Source organism: Methylorubrum rhodinum (assembly GCF_014199935.1).
GTDB classification, from domain to species: Bacteria; Pseudomonadota; Alphaproteobacteria; order Rhizobiales; family Beijerinckiaceae; genus Methylobacterium; species Methylobacterium rhodinum.
This window is the reverse complement of record NZ_JACHOP010000001.1, coordinates 442,221-460,946: the sequence shown is the minus strand read 5'-3', so window position 1 is coordinate 460,946 and position 18,726 is coordinate 442,221. Positions and strand designations below refer to the sequence as shown.

Here is an 18,726-nt window from a genome sequence, read left to right as displayed (position 1 = left end):
TGATGGCCGGCTAATCTTGCAGCTCCAGGGGGATGATGCTCGTGCGCACCTACGAAATTCAGGGTTCGGGCGCGGTCTCGATGCTCGCCGGGCAGACGGTGACGACGAGCGGCGTCGTCACCGCGATCGACTCGAACGGCTTCTACCTCCAGGACCCGACGGGCGATGGCGATGCCGCGACCTCGGACGCGGTGTTCGTCTTCACCCGCACGGCGCCCGCCGTCGTGGTCGGCCAACTCGTTGAGGCCACCGGACAGGTCTCCGAGTTCACACCGAGCGGTGCCGCGCCCCGCAGCCTCTCGACGACGCAGCTCACCGCGACCGCCGCGGGCTCGGTGCAGATCCTGGCCCAGGCCGATCAGGCCCCCGACATCACCGCCGTACAGATCGGCGGCACGGGCGGACTGCTCCCGCCGACCGAGAGCCTCAGCGACGGCGCGGCCTTCTTCGAGAGTCTGGAAGGCATGCTGGTGACGGTCAAGGCGCCCGTCGCCACCGGCCCGACCAACAGCTTCGGCGAGATCTTCACGGTCGTCGACGACGGCGACGCCACCAACGGCGCGAGCGCGACCGGGCTGACGGGGCGCGGCAACCTGCTGACCGATCTCGGCACGCCGGCCTTCGGCGACACCGATACGGCCGGAGGCGACTTCAACCCCGAGCGTATCCAGATCGACGATGATTCCGGCCTGCTGCGCGGCTTCACCACGCCGGCCGTGAATGTCGGCGACCAGCTCTCGGACGTGACCGGCATCGTCACCTACGAATTCGGCAACTATCAGGTCAGCGCCACACAGGCCTTCACGGTGGCCGAGCCAAGCTCCCTCGTGCGTGAGGACGGGGCGCTGTTCGGTAATGCGAGCCGCCTGCTCGTAGCGAGCTACAACGCCGAGAACCTCGACCCGACCGACGGCACCGCCCGGTTCGAGCGGGTCGCCTCCGAGATCCTCGGCGCCCTCAACGCCGCCGACATCGTCGCACTCCAGGAAGTGCAGGACGGCAACGGCCCGACGAACACGGGTTTGACCAGCGCCGGAGCGACCCTCCAGGCGCTGGTGGACGCCCTCAACGCGGCGGCGCCCGCGGGCGTGACCTACGCCTATATCGACAACCCGTTCATCGGCGACGACACCAACGGCGGCGAGCCCGGCGGCAATATCCGCACCGCCTTCGTCTACCGCACCGACCGGGTGAGCCTCGTCGACGACTCGCTGCGTACGGTCGGAGCCGACGGCAGCCCGCTCAAAGCCACGGACACGAGCCAGCAGACCGACCCGCAAAACCCCTTCTACGGCTCGCGCCCGCCGCTCGCCGCCGACTTCACCTTCAACGGCCAGACCGTAACGGTGGTCAACAACCACTTCACTTCGAAGGGCGGCAGCGCTCCCCTGCTCGGATCCGACCAGCCGCCCTTCAATGCGGGCGAGGTCCAGCGCGCGGCGCAAGCCCAGGCCGTCAACGGCTTCGTCGACCGGCTCCTGGCGCAGGACGCGAGCGCCAAGGTCATGGTCGTTGGCGACCTCAACGAGTTCCCCGGCGAGCAGCCGCTGAGCGTCCTGAAGGGCGAGGCGAGCCTCACCGACTATTCCGTGCCGGGCGACGACCCGATCGACGCCGCGGCCACCTACACGCCGGGCGGCACCGCCATTCTCTCCGACCTCATGGACTCGCTGCCTGAGGCCGAGCGGTACGACTACGTTTTTGAGGGCAACTCCCAGACGCTCGACCACATCCTGGTCACGGGCGGCCTGCGGCAGGGAGCGGAGTTCGACATCGTGCACATCAACGCCGAATTCGCCGACCAGACCAGCGACCACGATCCGCTGCTCGCGAGCCTCGTCGTTCCCGCCGCCGTCGTGAACGGCGTCGCGATCCTGGAGGAAGGCGACTCGACGCTGACCGGCTCGACCACGACGCCAGTCGCGACCGAGACCCTCGTGACCCGCCTGCTCGGCACCTACGCCACCGGCTCAGGGAGCGGCTCGGCCGAAGTCGTCGCCTTCGAGGCGTCGAGCGACCGTCTGTTCGTGATGAACAACGTCACCGACCGGATCGAGATCGTGAACCTCGCCGATCCGACGACGCCCGCCAAGACCGGCGAGATCGACGTGGCGACGCTGGTCTCGGGCTACACCTCCGAGAGCGGCATGAACTCGGTCGCGGTCGCCAACGGCGTGCTCGCGGTCGCGATCGAGGCACCGGTGAAGTCCGATCCGGGCACGGTCGCCCTGTTCTCGACCGCCACGGGCGCCCTCATCAAGACGCTCACCGTCGGCTCGCTGCCCGACATGCTGACCTTCACCCCCGACGGCACCAAGCTGCTCGTCGCCAACGAGGGCGAGAATCCCGATGACGGCGAGGTCGAATCGGCCGGCTCGGTCTCGCTGATCGACCTCTCGAACGGGGCCGCCAACGCCACCGTCTCGACCACCGGCTTCTCCGCCCTCGACGGCTCCGAGGACGGCCTGCGCGCGGCCGGTGTGCGCATCTTCGAGGGCCTGTCGGCTTCGGCCGGCCTGGAGCCCGAATACATCGACGTCTCGGCGGACGGCACGCGCGCCTACGTGACGCTGCAGGAGAACAACGCGGTCGCGACCTACGACATCACCGGCACCAGCCCGGTGCTGCTCTCGATCCTGCCGCTCGGCCATGTCGATCACGCGCTCGCCGGCAACGAGGCCGACTATTCCGACCGCGACGGGCCCGGCACCGGCTCCGACAGCCAGGGCAAGATCAACATCGTCGCGGCGCCCATCAAGGGCCTCCTGATGCCCGACGCGGTCTCGACCTGGACCGTGGCTGGCGTCACCTACTTCGCCACCGCCAACGAGGGCGATTCGCGGGTCGACGGCTCGGACGAGTCGCGTCTCAGCGCCATCGACCTGAACGACGCGGTGTTCGGGAGCCAGGAAGCCGCGCTCAAGAGCGAGGATTACGCCGGCCGCCTGACCGTCTCGAACATCGACGGCGACACCGACCCGACGCAGCCCGGCGTGGAGGAGATTGTCACCTTCGGCGGCCGCGGCATGTCGATCTTTCGCCAGAACGCCGACGGCACCATCACCAAGGTGTCCGACACCGGCGGCGAATTCGAGAAAATCATCGCCTCGCTGCCGGACGCCGGCACGGTGTTCAACCAGAACGGCGAGAGCGACGGCGTCAGCTTCGACACCCGCTCGGACAACAAGGCGGGCGAACCCGAGGGCATCGACGTCGCGACGATCGGCGACAAGACCTACGCCTTCGTCGGCCTGGAGCGCCAGGGCGGCGTGATGATCTACGACGTCACCAACCCGGCCGACCCGGCCTACGTGAAGTACCTCGCCCCCGCCGAGGGCGACAAGGCGCCCGAGGTCGTCAAGTACGTGCCGGCCACCGAGAGCCCGACCGGCACCGGCGTGCTGCTGGTCGCCAACGAGGTCAGCGGCACGGTGACCGCCTACGAGGTCGATCTACCCGAGACCACGCCCTACCGCCTGCAGATCCTGCACGCCTCCGACTTCGAGGCCGGGCTGGATGCCGTCGATCGCGCCGGCAACTTCGCCGCGATCGTCGATTACCTCGAGGACACCGAGGCCAACTCGATCACGCTGTCCTCGGGCGACAACTTCCTGCCGAGCCCGTTCTTCGCCGCCGGCAGCGACGCCTCGCTCAAGGAGGTCTACGAGACCGCGCTCGAGACCCATTACGGGTTGGCTGCCGGCACGCTCAACATCACCCCCGGCTTCGGCACCGCCGACATCTCGATGCTGAACATCATCGGCATCCAGGCCTCGGCGATCGGCAACCACGAGTTCGACGCGGGCACCAACGCGCTCGCCAACATCATGCGCCAGACCACGGGCTTCCCCGGGGCGCAGTTCCCCTACCTCTCGGCCAACCTCGACTTCTCGGGCGACGCCAACCTGCGCGGGCTCTACACCAGCGATATCCGGGATGCCGCCGACTATACCGGCTTCCCGCCCGCCGTCGGCGTGGGCGCAAACAACAAAAAGATCGCGCCGGCCACGATCATCACCGAAAACGGCGAGAAGATCGGCATCGTCGGCGCCACCACGCAGATCGTCCAGAGCATCTCCTCGACCGGCGGCGTCGAGGTGATCGGCCCGAACGCCGACGACATGGCGGCGCTCGCCGCGGTGCTCCAGCCGACCATCGACGCGCTCATTGCCCAGGGCATCGACAAGATCGTCCTCGTCTCCCACCTGCAGCAGCTGTCGCTGGAGAAGGCGCTGGCGCCGCTGCTGAAGGGCGTGGATGTGATCGTGGCCGGCGGCTCGCACACGCTGATGGCCGATGCCGACGACGTGGCCCGCGGCCTCCAGCCCGGCGACACGGCCGCCGAGACCTACCCCTTCGTCACGACGAACGCCGACGGCAAGACCACCGTCATCGTCAACACGGCGAACGAATACTCCTATGTCGGCCGCCTCGTGGTCGAGTTCGACGAGAACGGCGACATCATCGCCGACAGCCTCGACCCGAGCCTCAACGGCGCCTACGCCACGACCGACAAGGCGGTGGACGACCTCTACGCCAACCCGATCGATATCGACGGCGACGGCACGGTCGATACCGATCCGTTCGCGGAGGGCACCCGCGGCGACCTCGTGAACGACATCGCCGAGGGCGTCGGCGCGGTCATCAACGGGCAGGACGCCAACATCTTCGGCAAGACCTCGGTCTATCTGGAGGGCCGCCGCGGCGAGGTGCGCACCGAGGAGACCAACCTCGGCAACCTCTCGGCGGACGCCAACCTCTGGTACGCGCAAAAGGCCGACGACACCGTTCTGGTCTCGATCAAGAACGGCGGCGGCATCCGCGACTCGATCGGCGCCATCAGCGCCGATCCGGCCAACCCCGCGGAGTTGCCCCCGGCGGCCAACCCGGAGGCCGGTAAGGCCGAGGGCGACGTCTCGCAACTCGACATCGCCAACTCGCTGCGCTTCAACAACGCGCTCTCGCTGGTCACCCTGACCCCGGAACAGCTCCTCGCGGTGCTGGAGCACGCGGTCGCGGCCACGGCCCCGGGCGCTACGCCGGGCCAGTTCGCCCAGATCGGCGGCATCAGCTTCAGCTACGATGCCGACCGGCCGGCGGGTGAGCGGGTCGTCTCGGCCGCCCTCATCGACGAGGCCGGCAATCCGACCCGCGCCCTCGTCGAGGACGGTGCGGTCGTGGCCGGCGCTCCCACCGCCATCCGCGTCGTGACGCTGAGCTTCCTCGTCACCGGCGGCGACGGCTACCCGTTCGACGACTTCGTCGCGGCCGATCCGAGCTTCGCCAACGTGGTGGCGCTCGATCCCGCCGCGGTCTCCGATGCCGGCCAGGTGGCGAACTTCGCCGCCGAGGGCACCGAGCAGGACGCACTGGCCGAGTACCTCTCGGCCTTCTACCGCGACACGCCCTTCGGCGAGCGCGACACCAACCAGACCCAGGACGAGCGCATCCAGAACCTCGATGTGCGCAACGACACCGTTCTGCAGGGATCCGACCCGACCGTCTCCGTCGAGCAGGGCGCGTTCGAGACGCCGCTTTCGATCGACCCGCCGGGCGCGGCGGGCGTCACCTACACCGTGACCGACCTGCCCGAGGCCGGCACGCTGCGCCTCGGCGATGCGGTCGTCGCGGTCGGTGACACGCTGACCGCGGCGCAGCTCGCGGCGCTGACCTACTCGGTGGCCGACGATGCCCCGACCGGCCGTCAGACGCTCGCCCTCGGCTATGCCGAGGGTGGCGCCGCCCGCGGCTTCGAGGTCTCGCTCGAGGTCACCGCGGCGGTCTCGGCGACCTATAGCGGCTCGGCGGCCGCCGACCGGCTCGACGGCGCGGCGGGCGACGACGTCGTCCTTGGCTTCGCCGGCAACGATCTGCTGCTGGGCGGCAGCGGCAAGGATCTGCTCGATGGCGGCACGGGTCGCGACCGCCTCGTCGGCGGGGCTGGCGACGACCGCTACATCGTCGACAATGCCGGTGATCAGGTGATCGAGGCCGCCGCCGGCGGCGGAGACAAGGTCTTCTCCTTCACGAGCTACACCCTCGCGGCAGGCCAGGAGATCGAAGGACTGCAGTTGCTGGCCACGACTACCGGCGACTTCAATCTCACCGGCAACGCGTTCGACAACACCCTGGTCGGCAACAACGGCAGCAACGTCCTCAACGGCAGTGATGGCGTCGACCGCCTCACCGGCCGCGGCGGTAACGACAGCTACATCGTCGACAATGCGGGCGATCAGGTGATCGAGGCCGCGGGTGCAGGCATAGACAAGGTCTTCTCCTTCACGAGCTACACCGTCGCGGCGGGCCAGGAGATCGAGGGTCTCCAGCTGCTGGCCGCGACCACCGGCGACTTCGACCTCACCGGCAACGCGTTCGCCAACAGCCTGGTCGGCAACAACGGCGCCAACGTCCTCGACGGCGGGGCCGGCGTCGACCGCCTTACCGGGCGCGGCGGCAACGACAGCTACATCGTCGACAACGCGGGCGATCAGGTGATCGAGGCCGTGGGCGCAGGCAGAGACACGGTGTTCGCCTCCACAAGCTACACCCTCGCCGCAGGTCAGGAGATCGAGGGGCTGCAGCTTCTGGCAGCGACGACCGGAAGCTTCAATCTCACCGGCAACGCTTTCGCCAACAGCCTGGTCGGCAACAACGGCGCCAACGTCCTCGACGGTGGTGCCGGGGCCGACCGCCTTACCGGACGGGGCGGAGACGACACCTTCGTGTTCTCGACCGCGCTCGACAACGGCAATGTCGACACCATCGTCGACTTCTCGAACGGTGACATGATCCAGCTGTCGGGCCCGATCTTCACCGCGCTCACCGCGGGCGAACTCGACGCCGACGCGTTCAAGGACGTGGGCGCGGGCGGGACGGTCGATGCGAGCGACCGCATCCTCTACGACAGCGCGTCGGGCGCCCTGTCCTACGACGCGGACGGCTCGGGCTCGGGCGCGGCGGTGCGGTTCGCCACCCTCGCCAACCGGTCCACGCTGAGCGTGGACGACTTCCTCGTCGCGTGAGCTTCGTCTCGGCCGAGGCGACACGACACTCGCCTCGGCCGATCGACCGACAGTTCTCAAACAGCTCATATGTTCGAGTCGTACGCGAGGCTCAGCCATCGCGTGACGGCCGCGGAGTAACTCTGCGCGGCCCAATACGCCGCGGCCGGGTCGTTGCTTTCGACGTCTTCGACAAAGTCGACGAAGGCACCGATGAATTGCTCATGGATTTGCTTGAAGCAGGAGTCAGTAACTCCCGGCAAAGCCGGAGGCTTTATGATTTGGGCCGCTCCAAGCGGCCGCGGGGATCGCTGACGCGGTCCCAGGGGTGTGGCCACCTGCCGGTGGCTGTCAGCGCCAGAGGTTCAGTTGCTCCCGACGCTGATCCTCCTGCTCCTGTTTCTTGGTGTAGGCTCGGATCACGGTTTCGTCTCGACCCACCGTCGAGACGAAGCAGCCTCTGGCCCAGAAGTGTCGCCCGACAAAATTACGCTTTCGCTCGCCATAGACGCGCGCGAGATGGATGGCGCTCTTGCCCTTGATGTAGCCGACCACTTGGGACACGGCGTATTTGGGTGGGATCGTGATCGTCATGTGCACGTGATCGGCCGGAAGGTGTCCTGCCTCGATCCGGCTTTCTTTCTGCTGCGCCAGGGTACGGAACACCTCACCGAGATAGGGCCGAAGGGTCTCGTAACGGGCTTTTCTACGTCCCTTCGGGATGAACACGACATGATATTTGCACGTCCACTTGGTGTGGCTTGAATTCTAGAACTCGTCCATCGTTGAGAATCTTTCCGTGTGCTTGGCGGCTCACGAGACGAAGTTTTCGATGGAACCTGCAGAAAACGTCAAACTGTTACTGCCTCCCCGGCAAAGCCGGGAGAAATCCCTTTGGAATTAGTTCATATATCGAGCTGTTATTCTATTGACAAGTTTGCATTTCGCCAGAATTCAATCCTCTCTCGCAGCACCATTTCATATCCCGATCCCGTGTAAATCCTCCGCACTCCAAGCGTTCCTCTCGATCCGTACGGTCGGGTTTCTGACGCCGGCGCCTCGCGGGGCATCGGATCACGGATCGCCGGGTCGATTGCAGGGAAGCAGATCGAACGGGTCGTGAGGGGTACGGAACTGAGCTGCGGGAGCCGAGTCGGATCCGGTCGCAGCGGCGTCGGCAAGCCGTGATCAGTTCGTTTGGCGCAGCCGCCGCATCGGAAGGCCGTCAGGCGAGACGTACGGGGCGCCTGGGTTCGAGCCCGAGACCGGCGGCGGCCGACGGGTCGAGCACTTCGTCGGTGACCTCGGCGATGGCGCTAGGGGCGAGGCCGGCGATCATCGCCGCTAGGGCGTCACCGGAATCGGTGGCCAGGACGGCGAAGCGGTCGCCCGGCGCGCCGTTGCCGACCGGCTCGTAGACACGGATGACATAGGCCCGCATCGGCCGGTCGCGGCGACGCGACGGGTAGGAAGCCATGACGCCAATTCCCGGCCGCGACGGCGTTCGAGGTCGGGCTCGACCCCGGTGTCGGGGGCGAGCCGCAGCCGTGCGACGGTAGGGCAGGGCAAGTTACTGAAGGCGCACCGGAAATCATCTGATCGGCCGATGTGCTCGGTGCGCCTCGCGTTTTCACGTCGGCCGTGTCGCCCGCGCCACAACCCGTCACCGCATGCTCCCAGGTGCGATATCGGGGCGGCGGTTGCGGCGAGCATGCCGGACCGCGCCGGTCCGGTGCGCGACTTCCCGTTCCCGTGAGCGATCCGGTTCGCCATCGCACGTTCAGCTCGGGCGGACTAATCCTCGGCTTCAGGGGAGCCACGGAGACCTTGGGACGATGATCGACTCGCACGGAACTGCCGGATATCGGCTCGGCCGCATCTCGGTCGCGTCTTTCGCCCTGGCCGCGACCCTGTCCGTCCTGTCGCCCCGGGAGGCCGCTGCGCGCGCAGGCTGCCCGGAGCCGCCGCAGACCGCCGCCGCGCTCGATGCCCGCAGCCCCTATCAGGCCGGATCGAACGCCAAGAGCAAGGACAACGCGGCGTTCAACGAGGCGGCCAATGCCGGGATCAACGGCTTCATCGTGGATATCGAGCGCCTCGCCGATGCCGCGATGGGCGGCGACGTGGGCGCCGCGGAGTGCTTCGGGACGACGATGACCAAATGGGTCAAGACAGCGCCGATGACCGAGACCCTCTCGGGACAGGCCACGCTGCAGCAGCAATGGTTCCTCTCCGCGATCGCGCTGGCGACGATCAAGGCGCGTGCCGGCGGAGCGCGCCTCTCGCCCGAGGTCGAGCGCTGGTTCCGCACCGTCAGCGATGGAGTCCGCGCGTATCAGGATGCGCGGCAGTTCAAGAACAATCTCGCGGCCTGGGCCGCACTCGCGGTGGGCGCGACGGCCTATCTCCTGCGCGACGACGACGGGTGGCGCTGGGCGATGGGACGGCAGGCGCTGATGGTCGACCAGATCCAGCCGGACGGCGTCCTGCCGAAGGAACTGGCGCGCGGGCCGCGGGCCTCCAGCTATCACGTCTTCGCCGCCATGCCGCTCTTCGCGACCAGCCTGATCCAAAGCTGCCGCGGGGGCGTCGATGCCGGACAGGCGGACCGGCTGCAGCGCCTCGGAGGCCTCCTGCGTTCGATCCAACAGGACCCGCAATTCCTGGCCGCGCGGGCGGGGAGCGAGCAATTCCCGGCCAAGGCGATGCCGGCGGTCACCGCACTCCAGGGGGGCGGGCCGCAGAACTACTTCGAGGACAAGCTCGGCGGGAACATCACCAACCTGCGGCAGGCCCTCTCCCGCTGCCGCTGAGGCCCCCGGGGCGCCCGCCCGTCCGGGTGGCCCGTGCCTCTTCCGCCGTTCGCGGGCACGTCGCCGCCGACAGCGGAGGAGGACGTGTCACGCCACGATGAAGTCGGCGGCCGTCAGCACGGCCTTGTTGTCGAGAACGGCGAACTTCACCGCCCCGCGCGTGCCGGAGCCGTCGGGGTCGTAGAACAGGTCGCCGGTCGTCTTCCAGTAGAGGATGCGGTCGTCGGCATCGATCGTCCCGGCGCTGATGTTCTTGAACGCGGTCTCGGCGAGGCCCCCCGCGGTGAGGTCCGCGAAGATGCTCCTCGACAGTCGGATCGTGTCCTCGGATGCGAAATCGGCGATGCGGTCGCAATTGCCGATCAGGGTCTGGGCGAAGGCGTTGGCGCGCAGTCTGAGCCTGGCCGTCTCCGCCGAAGCGTCGAACTGAAGCACCTCGACCTCCTAGCCGGCGGCGAGGGTGTAGGAGACGGCGGCGAGGACCTTGTCGCGACCCTCGCCCCTGGCCTCGACGACACGGTCGCGCGCCGCGTCGATCAGAAAGGTATCGTTGCCGGCTCCGCCGGAGAGCGGGTCGTCGCCTCCCGCCCCGCGTATGTGACGTCCGCCGACGCGACGCCGCGGATCGTGTCGGCACCATTGCCGCCGATCTGCGCCAGGGTGTCGGTGGCGGCATCCCACGACCAGGCGGCGACATGGCTCCCGTCCGAGGCCGGGCCGCCGTAACGGGAGCGGATCGCGGCGATGTCGATCGGGCCGAGCTTCGGGCCGTCGCCGCTGTAGCTCATCACCGTATGGTCGGTGTCGTCGAGACCGCTGTCGATGATCACGTCGCCCTCGAAGGGATGTTTCAGGCCGAGCGCGTGGTCGATCTCGTGGCCGAAGACATGCGCCATATCGCCGCAACGGTAGCCCGCGACCGGATCGTCGACTGGTCACCCCGCCGCGATCAACGAATTGCTGAACATCCACAGCAATGACGATGCGGGTCTTTTGCCGGCCGTAGCCGACCGTCAAAACGGCAGCTTCATACCGGGCGGCAGCGGCAGGCCCTTGGTCAGTTCGGCCATGCGCTCCTGCGCCGTCGCCTCGGCCTTGCCGCGGGCGTCGTTGCAGGCGGCGACGATCAGGTCTTCGAGGATTTCGCGCTCGTCGGCGACCATCAGGCTCGGATCGATCGAGACGCCGAGCACCTGCCCCTTGGCGGTCATCCGCACGCTCACGGCATCGCCCCCGGAGGCGCCTCGTACCTCGACCGTGTCGAGTTCGGCTTGGAGCGAGGCCATCTTCTCCTGCATGGCCTGGGCCTGCTTCATGATGCCCATGAGGTCGCGCATGATCGGTCCGCTCCGGTCGTCTTCGAAATGATCGCTCCGCTGACTTAGGCGTCGCCGCCCGCTGCCGCCAGGGCTGGGGTCACAACCCAACTCAGTTCGAGCGTGCGAAGGGCTGCCGAGGGTGGGGAGCGGTCCCTGGCCTTTCGCCCCGAAGCGGACGTTAGTTTGCACCTGATCTCCGCTCCGGGTTCAATGGCATGATGGATGAACGCGCCACCATCGCCAACCTCGAACGTCGTCTCGCAGAGAGTGAGGCGCGGTATCGCCTCGCGGTCACAGACGGTCGCATGGGAACGTGGCGCTGGGACCTGCGCGACAAGCTCATCTGGGGCGACGCCGCGTTCCTCAATCTCTGGGGCTTCCCGCTCTCAAACGAACCTCGGGGGCTCGCAGACTTCACGGACCGCATGACCCCGCAACGGCAGGCCGAGATGGGCGAAATGGTCACGCGGGCCATCGCGGCAAGCGAGTCGTTCGACGGTCAACTCGCGGTCGTAAATGGACCGACTGCCTTGGTCTGCGCCCGTGGGAGCGTCAGGTAGAACAGCAGACTTCGTCGTCTTGGTTTTCTGGGAAACCTTTCGGCGCCTCAAGCGTAGCGTCGGCTTCAGACATTCCGCCAGAGGACCGAGCGCGATGGAGCCTATGAAGCCCATGGAACCCATGAAGCCCATGGAGCCAATGAAAGGCTCGGAGCCATGGTGGCCGCAGGAGCTCGGCCAGCCCTCTACCAGCGGTGGCCAGAACGGTATGCGCTACGCGTTCTTCCCCGATAAGCAGCGGCTCCTCGTCGAGATCGACGGCAAACTGGCCACCTACGATAGCGGCGACCACCGAATCAGCGGTGTCTCCCAGTCGAACGGCCGGGCACCGAGCTTCTCTACCCAGGATGGCGACGTGAATGTGAACGACCTCAAGGTCATAGATTGAGGGAGGCTCCGGGGTCGAGGATGCGCCGCACCTTACCGTGAGGCCGCGCCTACGCTCAAACAGCCTGCAAGTGACCTCACGAGGGTCCGAGAAGGGTCGGAAGCAGTCCCTCGTATGGTCAGCTATTCGGGTTCTGGACCTAGCCCTCGTCCTCGGGCTCCTCGGGCACGGCCTCGACCGGGCCGGTGGCCGCCGCCACGCCCGTCGCGGGGCCCACGTCGGCAGCAGCCTTGTCGCGCACGTCCACGATCTGCGCGCCGGGGAAGCGGGCCATCACCTCCCGCACCAGGGGATGGGCGGCGGCGTTCTCGTGGCGGGTCTGCTCGGCGGCGCGGGAATTCTGCGCGAGGGTCGGTCCGCCCTCGTCCTTGGAGAGCGCCACGATCCAGCGGCGGCCGGTCCACTCGTCGAGCGCGCGGGCAAGATCGTTGGCGAGTGTCGGCCGGCCGCCTTGCGCGAGGCGGAACTCGATCCGGCCCTCCTCGAAGCGCACGAGGTGGACGTCGCGCTCGAGCGCCACCTTGAGGGCGATGTCGCGCTTCGCTTCGGCCTGGGCCACCACGTCCTCGAACCGCCCGAGTCGCAGGCCGGGGGGCGCAGCGGCCGCGGCCGGGCGGGCGGTCTCCGGGGCCGGGTTGGCCGAAGCGAGCACCGGGCGCGGTGGGGCGGCCGCCCGCGGGGCGGCGAGCGGCGCGCTCTCGCGGGCGAGCGCCGCGGACCCCCGCGCGCCCGATCCGCCGGAGAAGGACCCGCCGGAGCCCTGCGGGGCCGGGCCACCGGAAATCGACTCGTCGCTGCGCAGGCGGCGCAGGGCCTCGTCCGGGGTCGGCAGGTCGGCGGCGTAGGCGAGGCGCACGATGACCATCTCGGCCGCCGGCAGGGGGCGCGGCGCGGCCTGCACCTCGGGCAGGGCCTTGAGCAGAATCTGCCACGCCCGCGACAGGGCGCGCACCGGCAGCCGCGCGGCAAAGTCGGCCCCGCGCACCCGCTCGGCCTCGCTCAGGGTCGGATCGGCGGCGGCGTCCGGCACGATCTTCAGGCGGGTGACGAGGTGGGTGAAGCCGGCCAGATCCGAGAGCACCACCGCCGGGTCGGCCCCGGAATCGTACTGCGCCCGCAACTCGGCGAAGGCGGCGGGCACGTCGCCGCGCATCACCGCCTCGAACAGATCGACGATGCGGGCGCGGTCGGCCAGCCCCAGCATGTCGCGCACGCTTTGCGCCGTGACCGTGCCGGCGCCGTGAGCGATGGCCTGATCCAGCAGCGAGAGCGCGTCGCGCACCGAGCCCTCGGCCGCGCGGGTGACGGCGGCCAGCGCCTCGGCCTCGGCGTTCACGCCTTCCGCGGCGCAGATCTTCTTGAGGTGGGCGGACAGCGTCTCGGCCTCGACCCGGCGCAGGTCGAACCGCTGGCAGCGCGACAGGATCGTGACCGGGACTTTGCGGATTTCCGTCGTGGCGAACACGAACTTGGCGTGGGGCGGCGGCTCCTCCAGCGTCTTCAGGAAGGCGTTGAACGCCTTCTCCGAGAGCATGTGGACCTCGTCGACGATGTAGACCTTGTAGCGCGCCTCGGTCGGCGAGTAGCGGATGCCGTCGATGATCCCGCGCACGTCGTCGATGCCGGTATGCGAGGCCGCGTCCATCTCCAGCACGTCCATGTGCCGGGATTCCATGATCGCCCGGCAATGGCGCCCGAGTTCCGGCATCGTCACCGTCGGTCCGGTATCGGGCTGCCCATCGCGAAAATAGTTGAGGCCGCGGGCCAGGATGCGGGCAGTCGTCGTCTTGCCGACGCCGCGCACGCCGGTCAGCATCCAGGCCTGGGGGATGCGGCCCGCCGCGAAGGCGTTGGCCAGCGTGCGCACCATGGCGCCCTGGCCGATCAGGTCGTCGAAGGTCTGGGGGCGGTATTTGCGCGCCAGCACCCGGTAGGGCGTCGCCGGGGCGGGTAGGCCGGGCAGGCCCGGCGCGTCGGGGAGCGTGCCGTGCGTCTCGTCCATGCGCCGATCGGATTTTTTGGAAGGCCGGCCGCCGGGGCCGCGCGGGGCGCACGGACGGCGAAGGTGGGAGGCTGGACAAAGACCCGCTCGGTCTCGTTAGGGCTGCTTCCTTCCGGACCTGACCCGGTTGGCGAGTGAAACGTCCCTCGCCAACCTCCCGAGGCCGTATATGAAGGCCCGCGCGGCGGGATGCAAGCGCACCGCTCACGGGGCCGGTGGGCCACCCTGCCCGGAGGAGGGACGATGACGGGACGAGCGACACGGTTGGGCTTGGCGGCCGTGCCCGCGCTCGCGGCCTGGGCCGCGCTCGCGGCGCCGGAGGGCGCGGGCCGGGACTGGCAGGGCCGCTACGTCTACGAGCACGATCCCGGCCTCAGCGAGGGCGGCTCGGCCACCCTCGTCTCCTACGATCTCGCCCTCGGCCCTCAAGGGGCCCGCGGCGGCTGCCTGCTGACGATCCGCGGCTTCCAGACCGACGAGCGCATCCTGTGCCAAACGCGGACCGAGGGCTCGACGCTCACCGTCACCTTCCACCGCTACGAGAACGGATCGCTCGTGAACCGCTACGGAACCGCCGTCTACAAGCCCGGCGAGGCCCTGCTCACACTCTCGCGATCCGGGTCGGGCAGCGGCACCGGCCCGATTACCCGCTGGCGCAGCCTGAGGCCGGACGGGGAGAGCGTGGCCGAGAGCGGCGCGTATTTCATGGAACTACGGTAGGATCCCGCCACCGCGGCGGATTTTTCCCTCCGGCCATCCACCGGAATTCGGTTCCGCCGGACCGATCGCCTCGACCGGATGAAGGGATTTGCGCACCGGATCCGGAGCATCGGTCCGAAGGGTAGGGCCCGGCTTTCGGAAATTGCCGATGCGGCACGAGAATCCGGCGCATTCCGACGAAGCGGAAACCGGTTCGTCGCGAGAATGCGCGGCAAGGCAGGAACCTGGAGCGGTCTCCGACATGACGCAATCAGGTCGGAGACGGCACTCGTCGGGTCCGGTGCCGGACGTTCTGTCCTACTCGGCCTTGCGCTTCACGATCTCCAGCGTCTTCGGATCGAGCTTGAGGTCAAACTGCTTGCCGTTGGCGTCGATGGCGTCGTCCACCTCGATCATGCCGTCGTCGAGTTCGATCTCGTCCCACTTGGTGAAGCCTTCCTTCTTCAGGATTTCTTCCACCTTGGCCTGCTGATCGGGCGGCAGCTTCTCGTCGGCGAGCGCCGGGCCGGAGAGCAGGGCGACGCCGACGAGGGCGGCGGCGAGGGGGCGAAACGACATTCAGGCACTCCATCGGGTGGGATGTCCGAAGCGAACGGCCGGATTTCCGCGCGGTTCCGTCTCATTTTGCCGGCTTGCCTTCGCCGTCACGGCTCCGCTTGCGATTGCCAGTCCGCGAACGCCCGTCTGGAGCATCGTGCCGGATATCCTATCCGGCACGATGCTCCAGGTTGTTGCGTCGCATCGGCTTTTTCCGAAAGCCGGTTCCCACCTTTCGGGCCGATGCTGTAGGCTGCAACTTCCACGATTCGAGACGTTTCCCCTGCATGGTCACCCGCGTCGCCACCGTCGCCTTCGAGGGGATCGAGGCGCGCGCCGTCGACGTGCAGGTGCAGATCGCCCCCGGCATGGTCGCCTTCACCGTGGTCGGCCTGCCGGACAAGGCGGTGGCGGAATCGCGCGAGCGGGTGCGCTCGGCGCTGATCGCCTCGGGGCTGGCACTGCCGGCCAAGCGCATCACCGTCAACCTCGCCCCCGCCGACCTGCCGAAGGAAGGCTCGCATTACGACCTGCCGATCGCGCTCGCCGTCATGGGTGCCATCGGCGCGCTGCCGGAGGACGCGCTCGCCGGCTATTGCGTCCTCGGCGAGTTGGCGCTCGACGGCTCGATCACCGCGGTCGCGGGCGTGCTGCCCGCCGCGATGGCGGCGAACGGCCGGGGACTCGGGCTGATCTGCCCGGCCGCGACCGGGCCTGAAGCGGCGTGGGCCGCGGGCGACATGGACGTGCTGGCCCCGCGCTCGCTGATCCAGCTCGCTAACCACTTCAAGGGCAGCCAGGTGATGGCCCGCCCGCAGCCGGCCATCGCGGCGCCATCCGGCGCGATGCCGGATCTGCGCGACATCAAGGGGCAGGAGGGCGCCAAGCGCGCCCTGGAGATCGCCGCGGCGGGCGGCCACAACCTCATCTTCAACGGGCCCCCCGGCGCCGGCAAGTCGATGCTGGCCGCGCGCCTCCCCTCGATCCTGCCGCCGCTCGGGCCCCGTGAACTGCTCGAAGTCTCGATGATCCAGTCGGTGGCGGGCGTGCTCAAGGACGGCGCGCTCTCGAACCGCCGACCTTTTCGCCAACCGCACCACTCCGCCTCCATGGCGGCGCTCGTCGGCGGCGGCCTCAATGCGCGGCCGGGCGAGGTCTCGCTCGCCCATGGCGGCGTGCTGTTCCTCGACGAACTGCCCGAATTCACCCCCCAGGTGCTCGATTCGCTGCGCCAGCCGATGGAGACCGGCGAAGTGATGATCGCGCGGGCCAACCACCGGGTCACCTATCCGGCCCGCTTCCAGCTCGTCGCCGCGATGAACCCGTGCCGCTGCGGCATGGCGTTGGAGCCGGGCTATGCCTGCCGCAAGGGCCCGAACGAGCGCTGCGCCGCGCAGTACGGCGCCCGCATCTCCGGCCCGCTCCTCGACCGGATCGACCTGCGGGTGGAGGTCGCCGCGGTCACCGCCGCCGACCTGATCCTGCCGCCGCCCGCGGAAGGCTCTTCGGAGGCCGCCGCCCGGGTCGCGGCGGCCCGCGCCCGGCAGAACGCGCGCTTTGCCGACAAGGGTCTGCCCGCCTCCACCACCAACGCGACCTGCCCGGCGCCCGTCATCGAGGAGGCCGCCGCCCCCGATGCGGAGGGCGCCGCCCTGATCCGCAACGCCGCCGAGACGATGCGGCTCTCCGCCCGCGGCTTCCACCGAACGCTCCGGGTCGCCCGGACGCTCGCCGACCTCGACGGCGACGCGCGGGTGCGGCGGCTGCATCTGGCCGAGGCCCTGTCCTATCGTGGGCGCGGCGAAGCCCCGCCCGGCCGCCGGCCCGAGGCGCATCCGCGGGCGTGAGGTCGCCGATCCGGGATCGTCTCGCCTCGACCGATAGGCGCGCGCCTATCGGCACTGCTCGTCGAGCATCCGGGCGATGTCGAGCCCGCCGAACGACATTCCGGGCTTGAACGGCGGCCCGGGCATGATCCGCACACGCCCGTTGTCGCTGAACAGTTCGAGCGGCTGTTTCACGCTCCACGATCCGTCCGGGTTGCGCGTGAACTGCGAGCAGTTCAGCTCCATCTGCCCGGTCGGCTGCTGCGCCTGGGCCGCACTCGCGACGAGCGCCAGCGCGGACAGACCCCACAGAGCAGATCGCGACGGCATGAGCGGTTCCTGAGCAAGGCGGCTCGCGAAGGTGTAGGGCTCCGCTGCTCGAAAGCCAGCCTGATGGCTGACCGGTTTCGCCCCCGAGGCCGGCTACACGCCGATCCGCTCCGCCGGGAAACGGAAGACGATGCGGGTCCCGCCGGTCGGCTCCGGCTCGACGCTGCGGGCGCCGTCGAGCTGGCGCACGAGGACGTCGACCAAGCCCCGGCCGGCAGATCCGTGTTCTCCGGACGGTTCGGGCAGTCCGACCCCGTCATCCGCGACGCCCAGCACCACCGCCGCCCCGTCCCGCGCGAGATGCACGGCGACCCGGCCCGGCCGGTCCGGGAAGGCGTGGCGCAGCGCATTCGAGACGCTCTCGCTGAGGATGAGCGCCAGCGGCCCGGCGGCGTCGGCCCGGATCGGGACCGGCGCGAGGTCGAGGGTCAGCGCCACGTCGTCGCGCCCCGTCGCCTCGACGAGGGTGCCTGCGACCTCGCGGGTCAGCTCGGCGAGGTCGCGCGCCTCGTGCTCGCCCTGCGGCATCCGGTAGAGCGCGGCGAGCGCGTCGATCCGCCCGATCGCGATTTCGAGCGCCGCCCGCACCGCCGGATCGGTGCTGTCGCCGCTCTGGTGGACCAGCATCGCGCTGATCATCTGCAGGTCGTTGCGGGCCCGGTGCCCGACCTCGCGCAGAAGCAGCGCGTTGGCGTCCAGCGCCGCTTGCGTCCTGTCGCGCTCGTCGCGCAGGGCATAGCGGTCGCTCACGTCGAGCTGCGAGGCGAAGAAGAACAGCAGCGTGCCGTCCTCGTCGTGGACGGCGCTGAGGAACAGCGCGTTGTGGAAGGTCGTGCCGTCCTTGCGGTAGTTCAGCAGCTCGGCATGGACGTCCCGCTCGGCCGCGATCGCCGCGCGCACCCGCGCGACCTCGTGCATGTCGGTCTCCGGCCCCTGCAGGAAGCGGCAGTTGCGGCCCGTCACCTCGAGCCGGGTGTAGCCGGTGAGTGCCAGGAACGCGTCGTTGGCGAAGACGATCGGGTTGTCGGGCCGGCGCGGGTCGGTGATGATCATCGCCATGCGGGTCGCCCGCACGGCCGCGGCGAACGGGTCGCCCTTGCCGGATCGATGGGCGCTGGCGCGCACCCGTTCGGTCAGCTGCCAGTCGTCGCCCGGCTCCATCCGCTCCTGAACGCTCCCCTATCGCCCTCCCCGAATCGGTCCCGCCGGGGCCGTCGTCAAAGCGCGCGA

The 18,726-nt window shown here is 69.1% G+C and carries 14 protein-coding genes, 1 other RNA gene and 1 pseudogene; 6 read left to right on the top strand and 10 right to left on the bottom strand.

The window, feature by feature from the left end; translation table 11 throughout:
- Positions 1 to 41 precede the first annotated feature (41 nt).
- Positions 42 to 7,022 (top strand): choice-of-anchor I family protein, encoded by a 6,981-nt coding sequence (locus HNR00_RS02070; RefSeq protein ID WP_312885988.1) that lies wholly within the window; start codon positions 42 to 44, stop codon positions 7,020 to 7,022.
- Positions 7,023 to 7,352: 330 nt separating this feature from the next.
- Here the strand turns inward: HNR00_RS02070 and tnpA are convergent.
- Positions 7,353 to 7,784: pseudogene (gene tnpA / locus HNR00_RS02065) on the bottom strand (IS200/IS605 family transposase).
- 442 nt (positions 7,785 to 8,226) lie between these two features.
- On the bottom strand, positions 8,227 to 8,478 hold the full coding sequence (locus HNR00_RS02060; protein WP_183564029.1) for a hypothetical protein: 252 nt from the start codon (positions 8,476 to 8,478) through the stop codon (positions 8,227 to 8,229).
- Between the two features lie 358 nt (positions 8,479 to 8,836).
- Between HNR00_RS02060 and HNR00_RS02055 the strand changes: the two genes are divergently transcribed.
- The gene (locus HNR00_RS02055; RefSeq protein WP_183564026.1) at positions 8,837 to 9,814 is read left to right on the top strand and encodes an alginate lyase family protein; all 978 of its coding nucleotides are present in this window, start codon (positions 8,837 to 8,839) and stop codon (positions 9,812 to 9,814) included.
- A gap of 87 nt (positions 9,815 to 9,901) precedes the next feature.
- Here the strand turns inward: HNR00_RS02055 and HNR00_RS02050 are convergent, their stop codons facing one another.
- The 3 genes from HNR00_RS02050 to HNR00_RS02040 all read right to left on the bottom strand — a co-directional run bounded on the left by HNR00_RS02050 (position 9,902) and on the right by HNR00_RS02040 (position 11,151).
- Entirely contained in the window at positions 9,902 to 10,249 is a 348-nt protein-coding gene (locus HNR00_RS02050; RefSeq protein WP_183564023.1) for a hypothetical protein, read from the bottom strand.
- A gap of 101 nt (positions 10,250 to 10,350) precedes the next feature.
- The gene (locus HNR00_RS02045; RefSeq protein ID WP_183564020.1) at positions 10,351 to 10,710 is read right to left on the bottom strand and encodes a zinc metalloprotease; all 360 of its coding nucleotides are present in this window, start codon (positions 10,708 to 10,710) and stop codon (positions 10,351 to 10,353) included.
- 117 nt (positions 10,711 to 10,827) lie between these two features.
- Positions 10,828 to 11,151, bottom strand: a complete 324-nt coding sequence (locus HNR00_RS02040; protein WP_183564018.1) for a YbaB/EbfC family nucleoid-associated protein — start codon at positions 11,149 to 11,151, stop codon at positions 10,828 to 10,830.
- Between the two features lie 197 nt (positions 11,152 to 11,348).
- On the opposite strand from HNR00_RS02040, the gene HNR00_RS02035 reads away from it, so the two are divergent.
- Together HNR00_RS02035 and HNR00_RS02030 are read left to right on the top strand one after the other, a co-directional pair.
- Positions 11,349 to 11,693 carry a hypothetical protein gene (locus tag HNR00_RS02035; protein WP_183564015.1) on the top strand — a complete coding sequence of 115 codons (345 nt, stop codon included), beginning with the start codon at positions 11,349 to 11,351 and terminating at the stop codon, positions 11,691 to 11,693.
- A gap of 112 nt (positions 11,694 to 11,805) precedes the next feature.
- A complete protein-coding gene (locus tag HNR00_RS02030; RefSeq protein ID WP_312885987.1) occupies positions 11,806 to 12,081 on the top strand; it encodes a hypothetical protein in 276 nt (91 codons plus the stop codon).
- A 139-nt stretch (positions 12,082 to 12,220) separates the two neighbouring features.
- Here HNR00_RS02030 and HNR00_RS02025 read toward each other — a convergent pair whose 3' ends face one another.
- Positions 12,221 to 14,083, bottom strand: coding sequence for a DNA polymerase III subunit gamma/tau (locus HNR00_RS02025; RefSeq protein ID WP_183564009.1), 1,863 nt, complete (start codon positions 14,081 to 14,083; stop codon positions 12,221 to 12,223).
- Positions 14,084 to 14,145: 62 nt separating this feature from the next.
- Positions 14,146 to 14,242: signal recognition particle sRNA small type (gene ffs, locus HNR00_RS02020), an RNA gene on the bottom strand.
- Positions 14,243 to 14,326: 84 nt separating this feature from the next.
- Between ffs and HNR00_RS02015 the strand changes: the two genes are divergently transcribed.
- Positions 14,327 to 14,803: a DUF5991 domain-containing protein gene (locus HNR00_RS02015; protein ID WP_183564006.1), complete on the top strand. Its 477-nt coding sequence runs from the start codon at positions 14,327 to 14,329 to the stop codon at positions 14,801 to 14,803.
- A gap of 297 nt (positions 14,804 to 15,100) precedes the next feature.
- On the opposite strand, the gene HNR00_RS02010 is transcribed toward HNR00_RS02015, so the two are convergent.
- The gene (locus HNR00_RS02010) at positions 15,101 to 15,361 is read right to left on the bottom strand and encodes a PepSY domain-containing protein (protein WP_183564002.1); all 261 of its coding nucleotides are present in this window, start codon (positions 15,359 to 15,361) and stop codon (positions 15,101 to 15,103) included.
- A gap of 266 nt (positions 15,362 to 15,627) precedes the next feature.
- On the opposite strand from HNR00_RS02010, the gene HNR00_RS02005 reads away from it, so the two are divergent.
- Positions 15,628 to 17,187, top strand: coding sequence for a YifB family Mg chelatase-like AAA ATPase (locus tag HNR00_RS02005; RefSeq protein ID WP_183563999.1), 1,560 nt, complete (start codon positions 15,628 to 15,630; stop codon positions 17,185 to 17,187).
- A gap of 45 nt (positions 17,188 to 17,232) precedes the next feature.
- Here the strand turns inward: HNR00_RS02005 and HNR00_RS02000 are convergent, their stop codons facing one another.
- Together HNR00_RS02000 and HNR00_RS01995 are read right to left on the bottom strand one after the other, a co-directional pair.
- On the bottom strand, positions 17,233 to 17,496 hold the full coding sequence (locus tag HNR00_RS02000) for a hypothetical protein (RefSeq protein ID WP_183563996.1): 264 nt from the start codon (positions 17,494 to 17,496) through the stop codon (positions 17,233 to 17,235).
- Positions 17,497 to 17,589: 93 nt separating this feature from the next.
- A complete protein-coding gene (locus HNR00_RS01995; RefSeq protein WP_183563991.1) occupies positions 17,590 to 18,657 on the bottom strand; it encodes a PAS domain-containing protein in 1,068 nt (355 codons plus the stop codon).
- Positions 18,658 to 18,726: the final 69 nt, after the last annotated feature.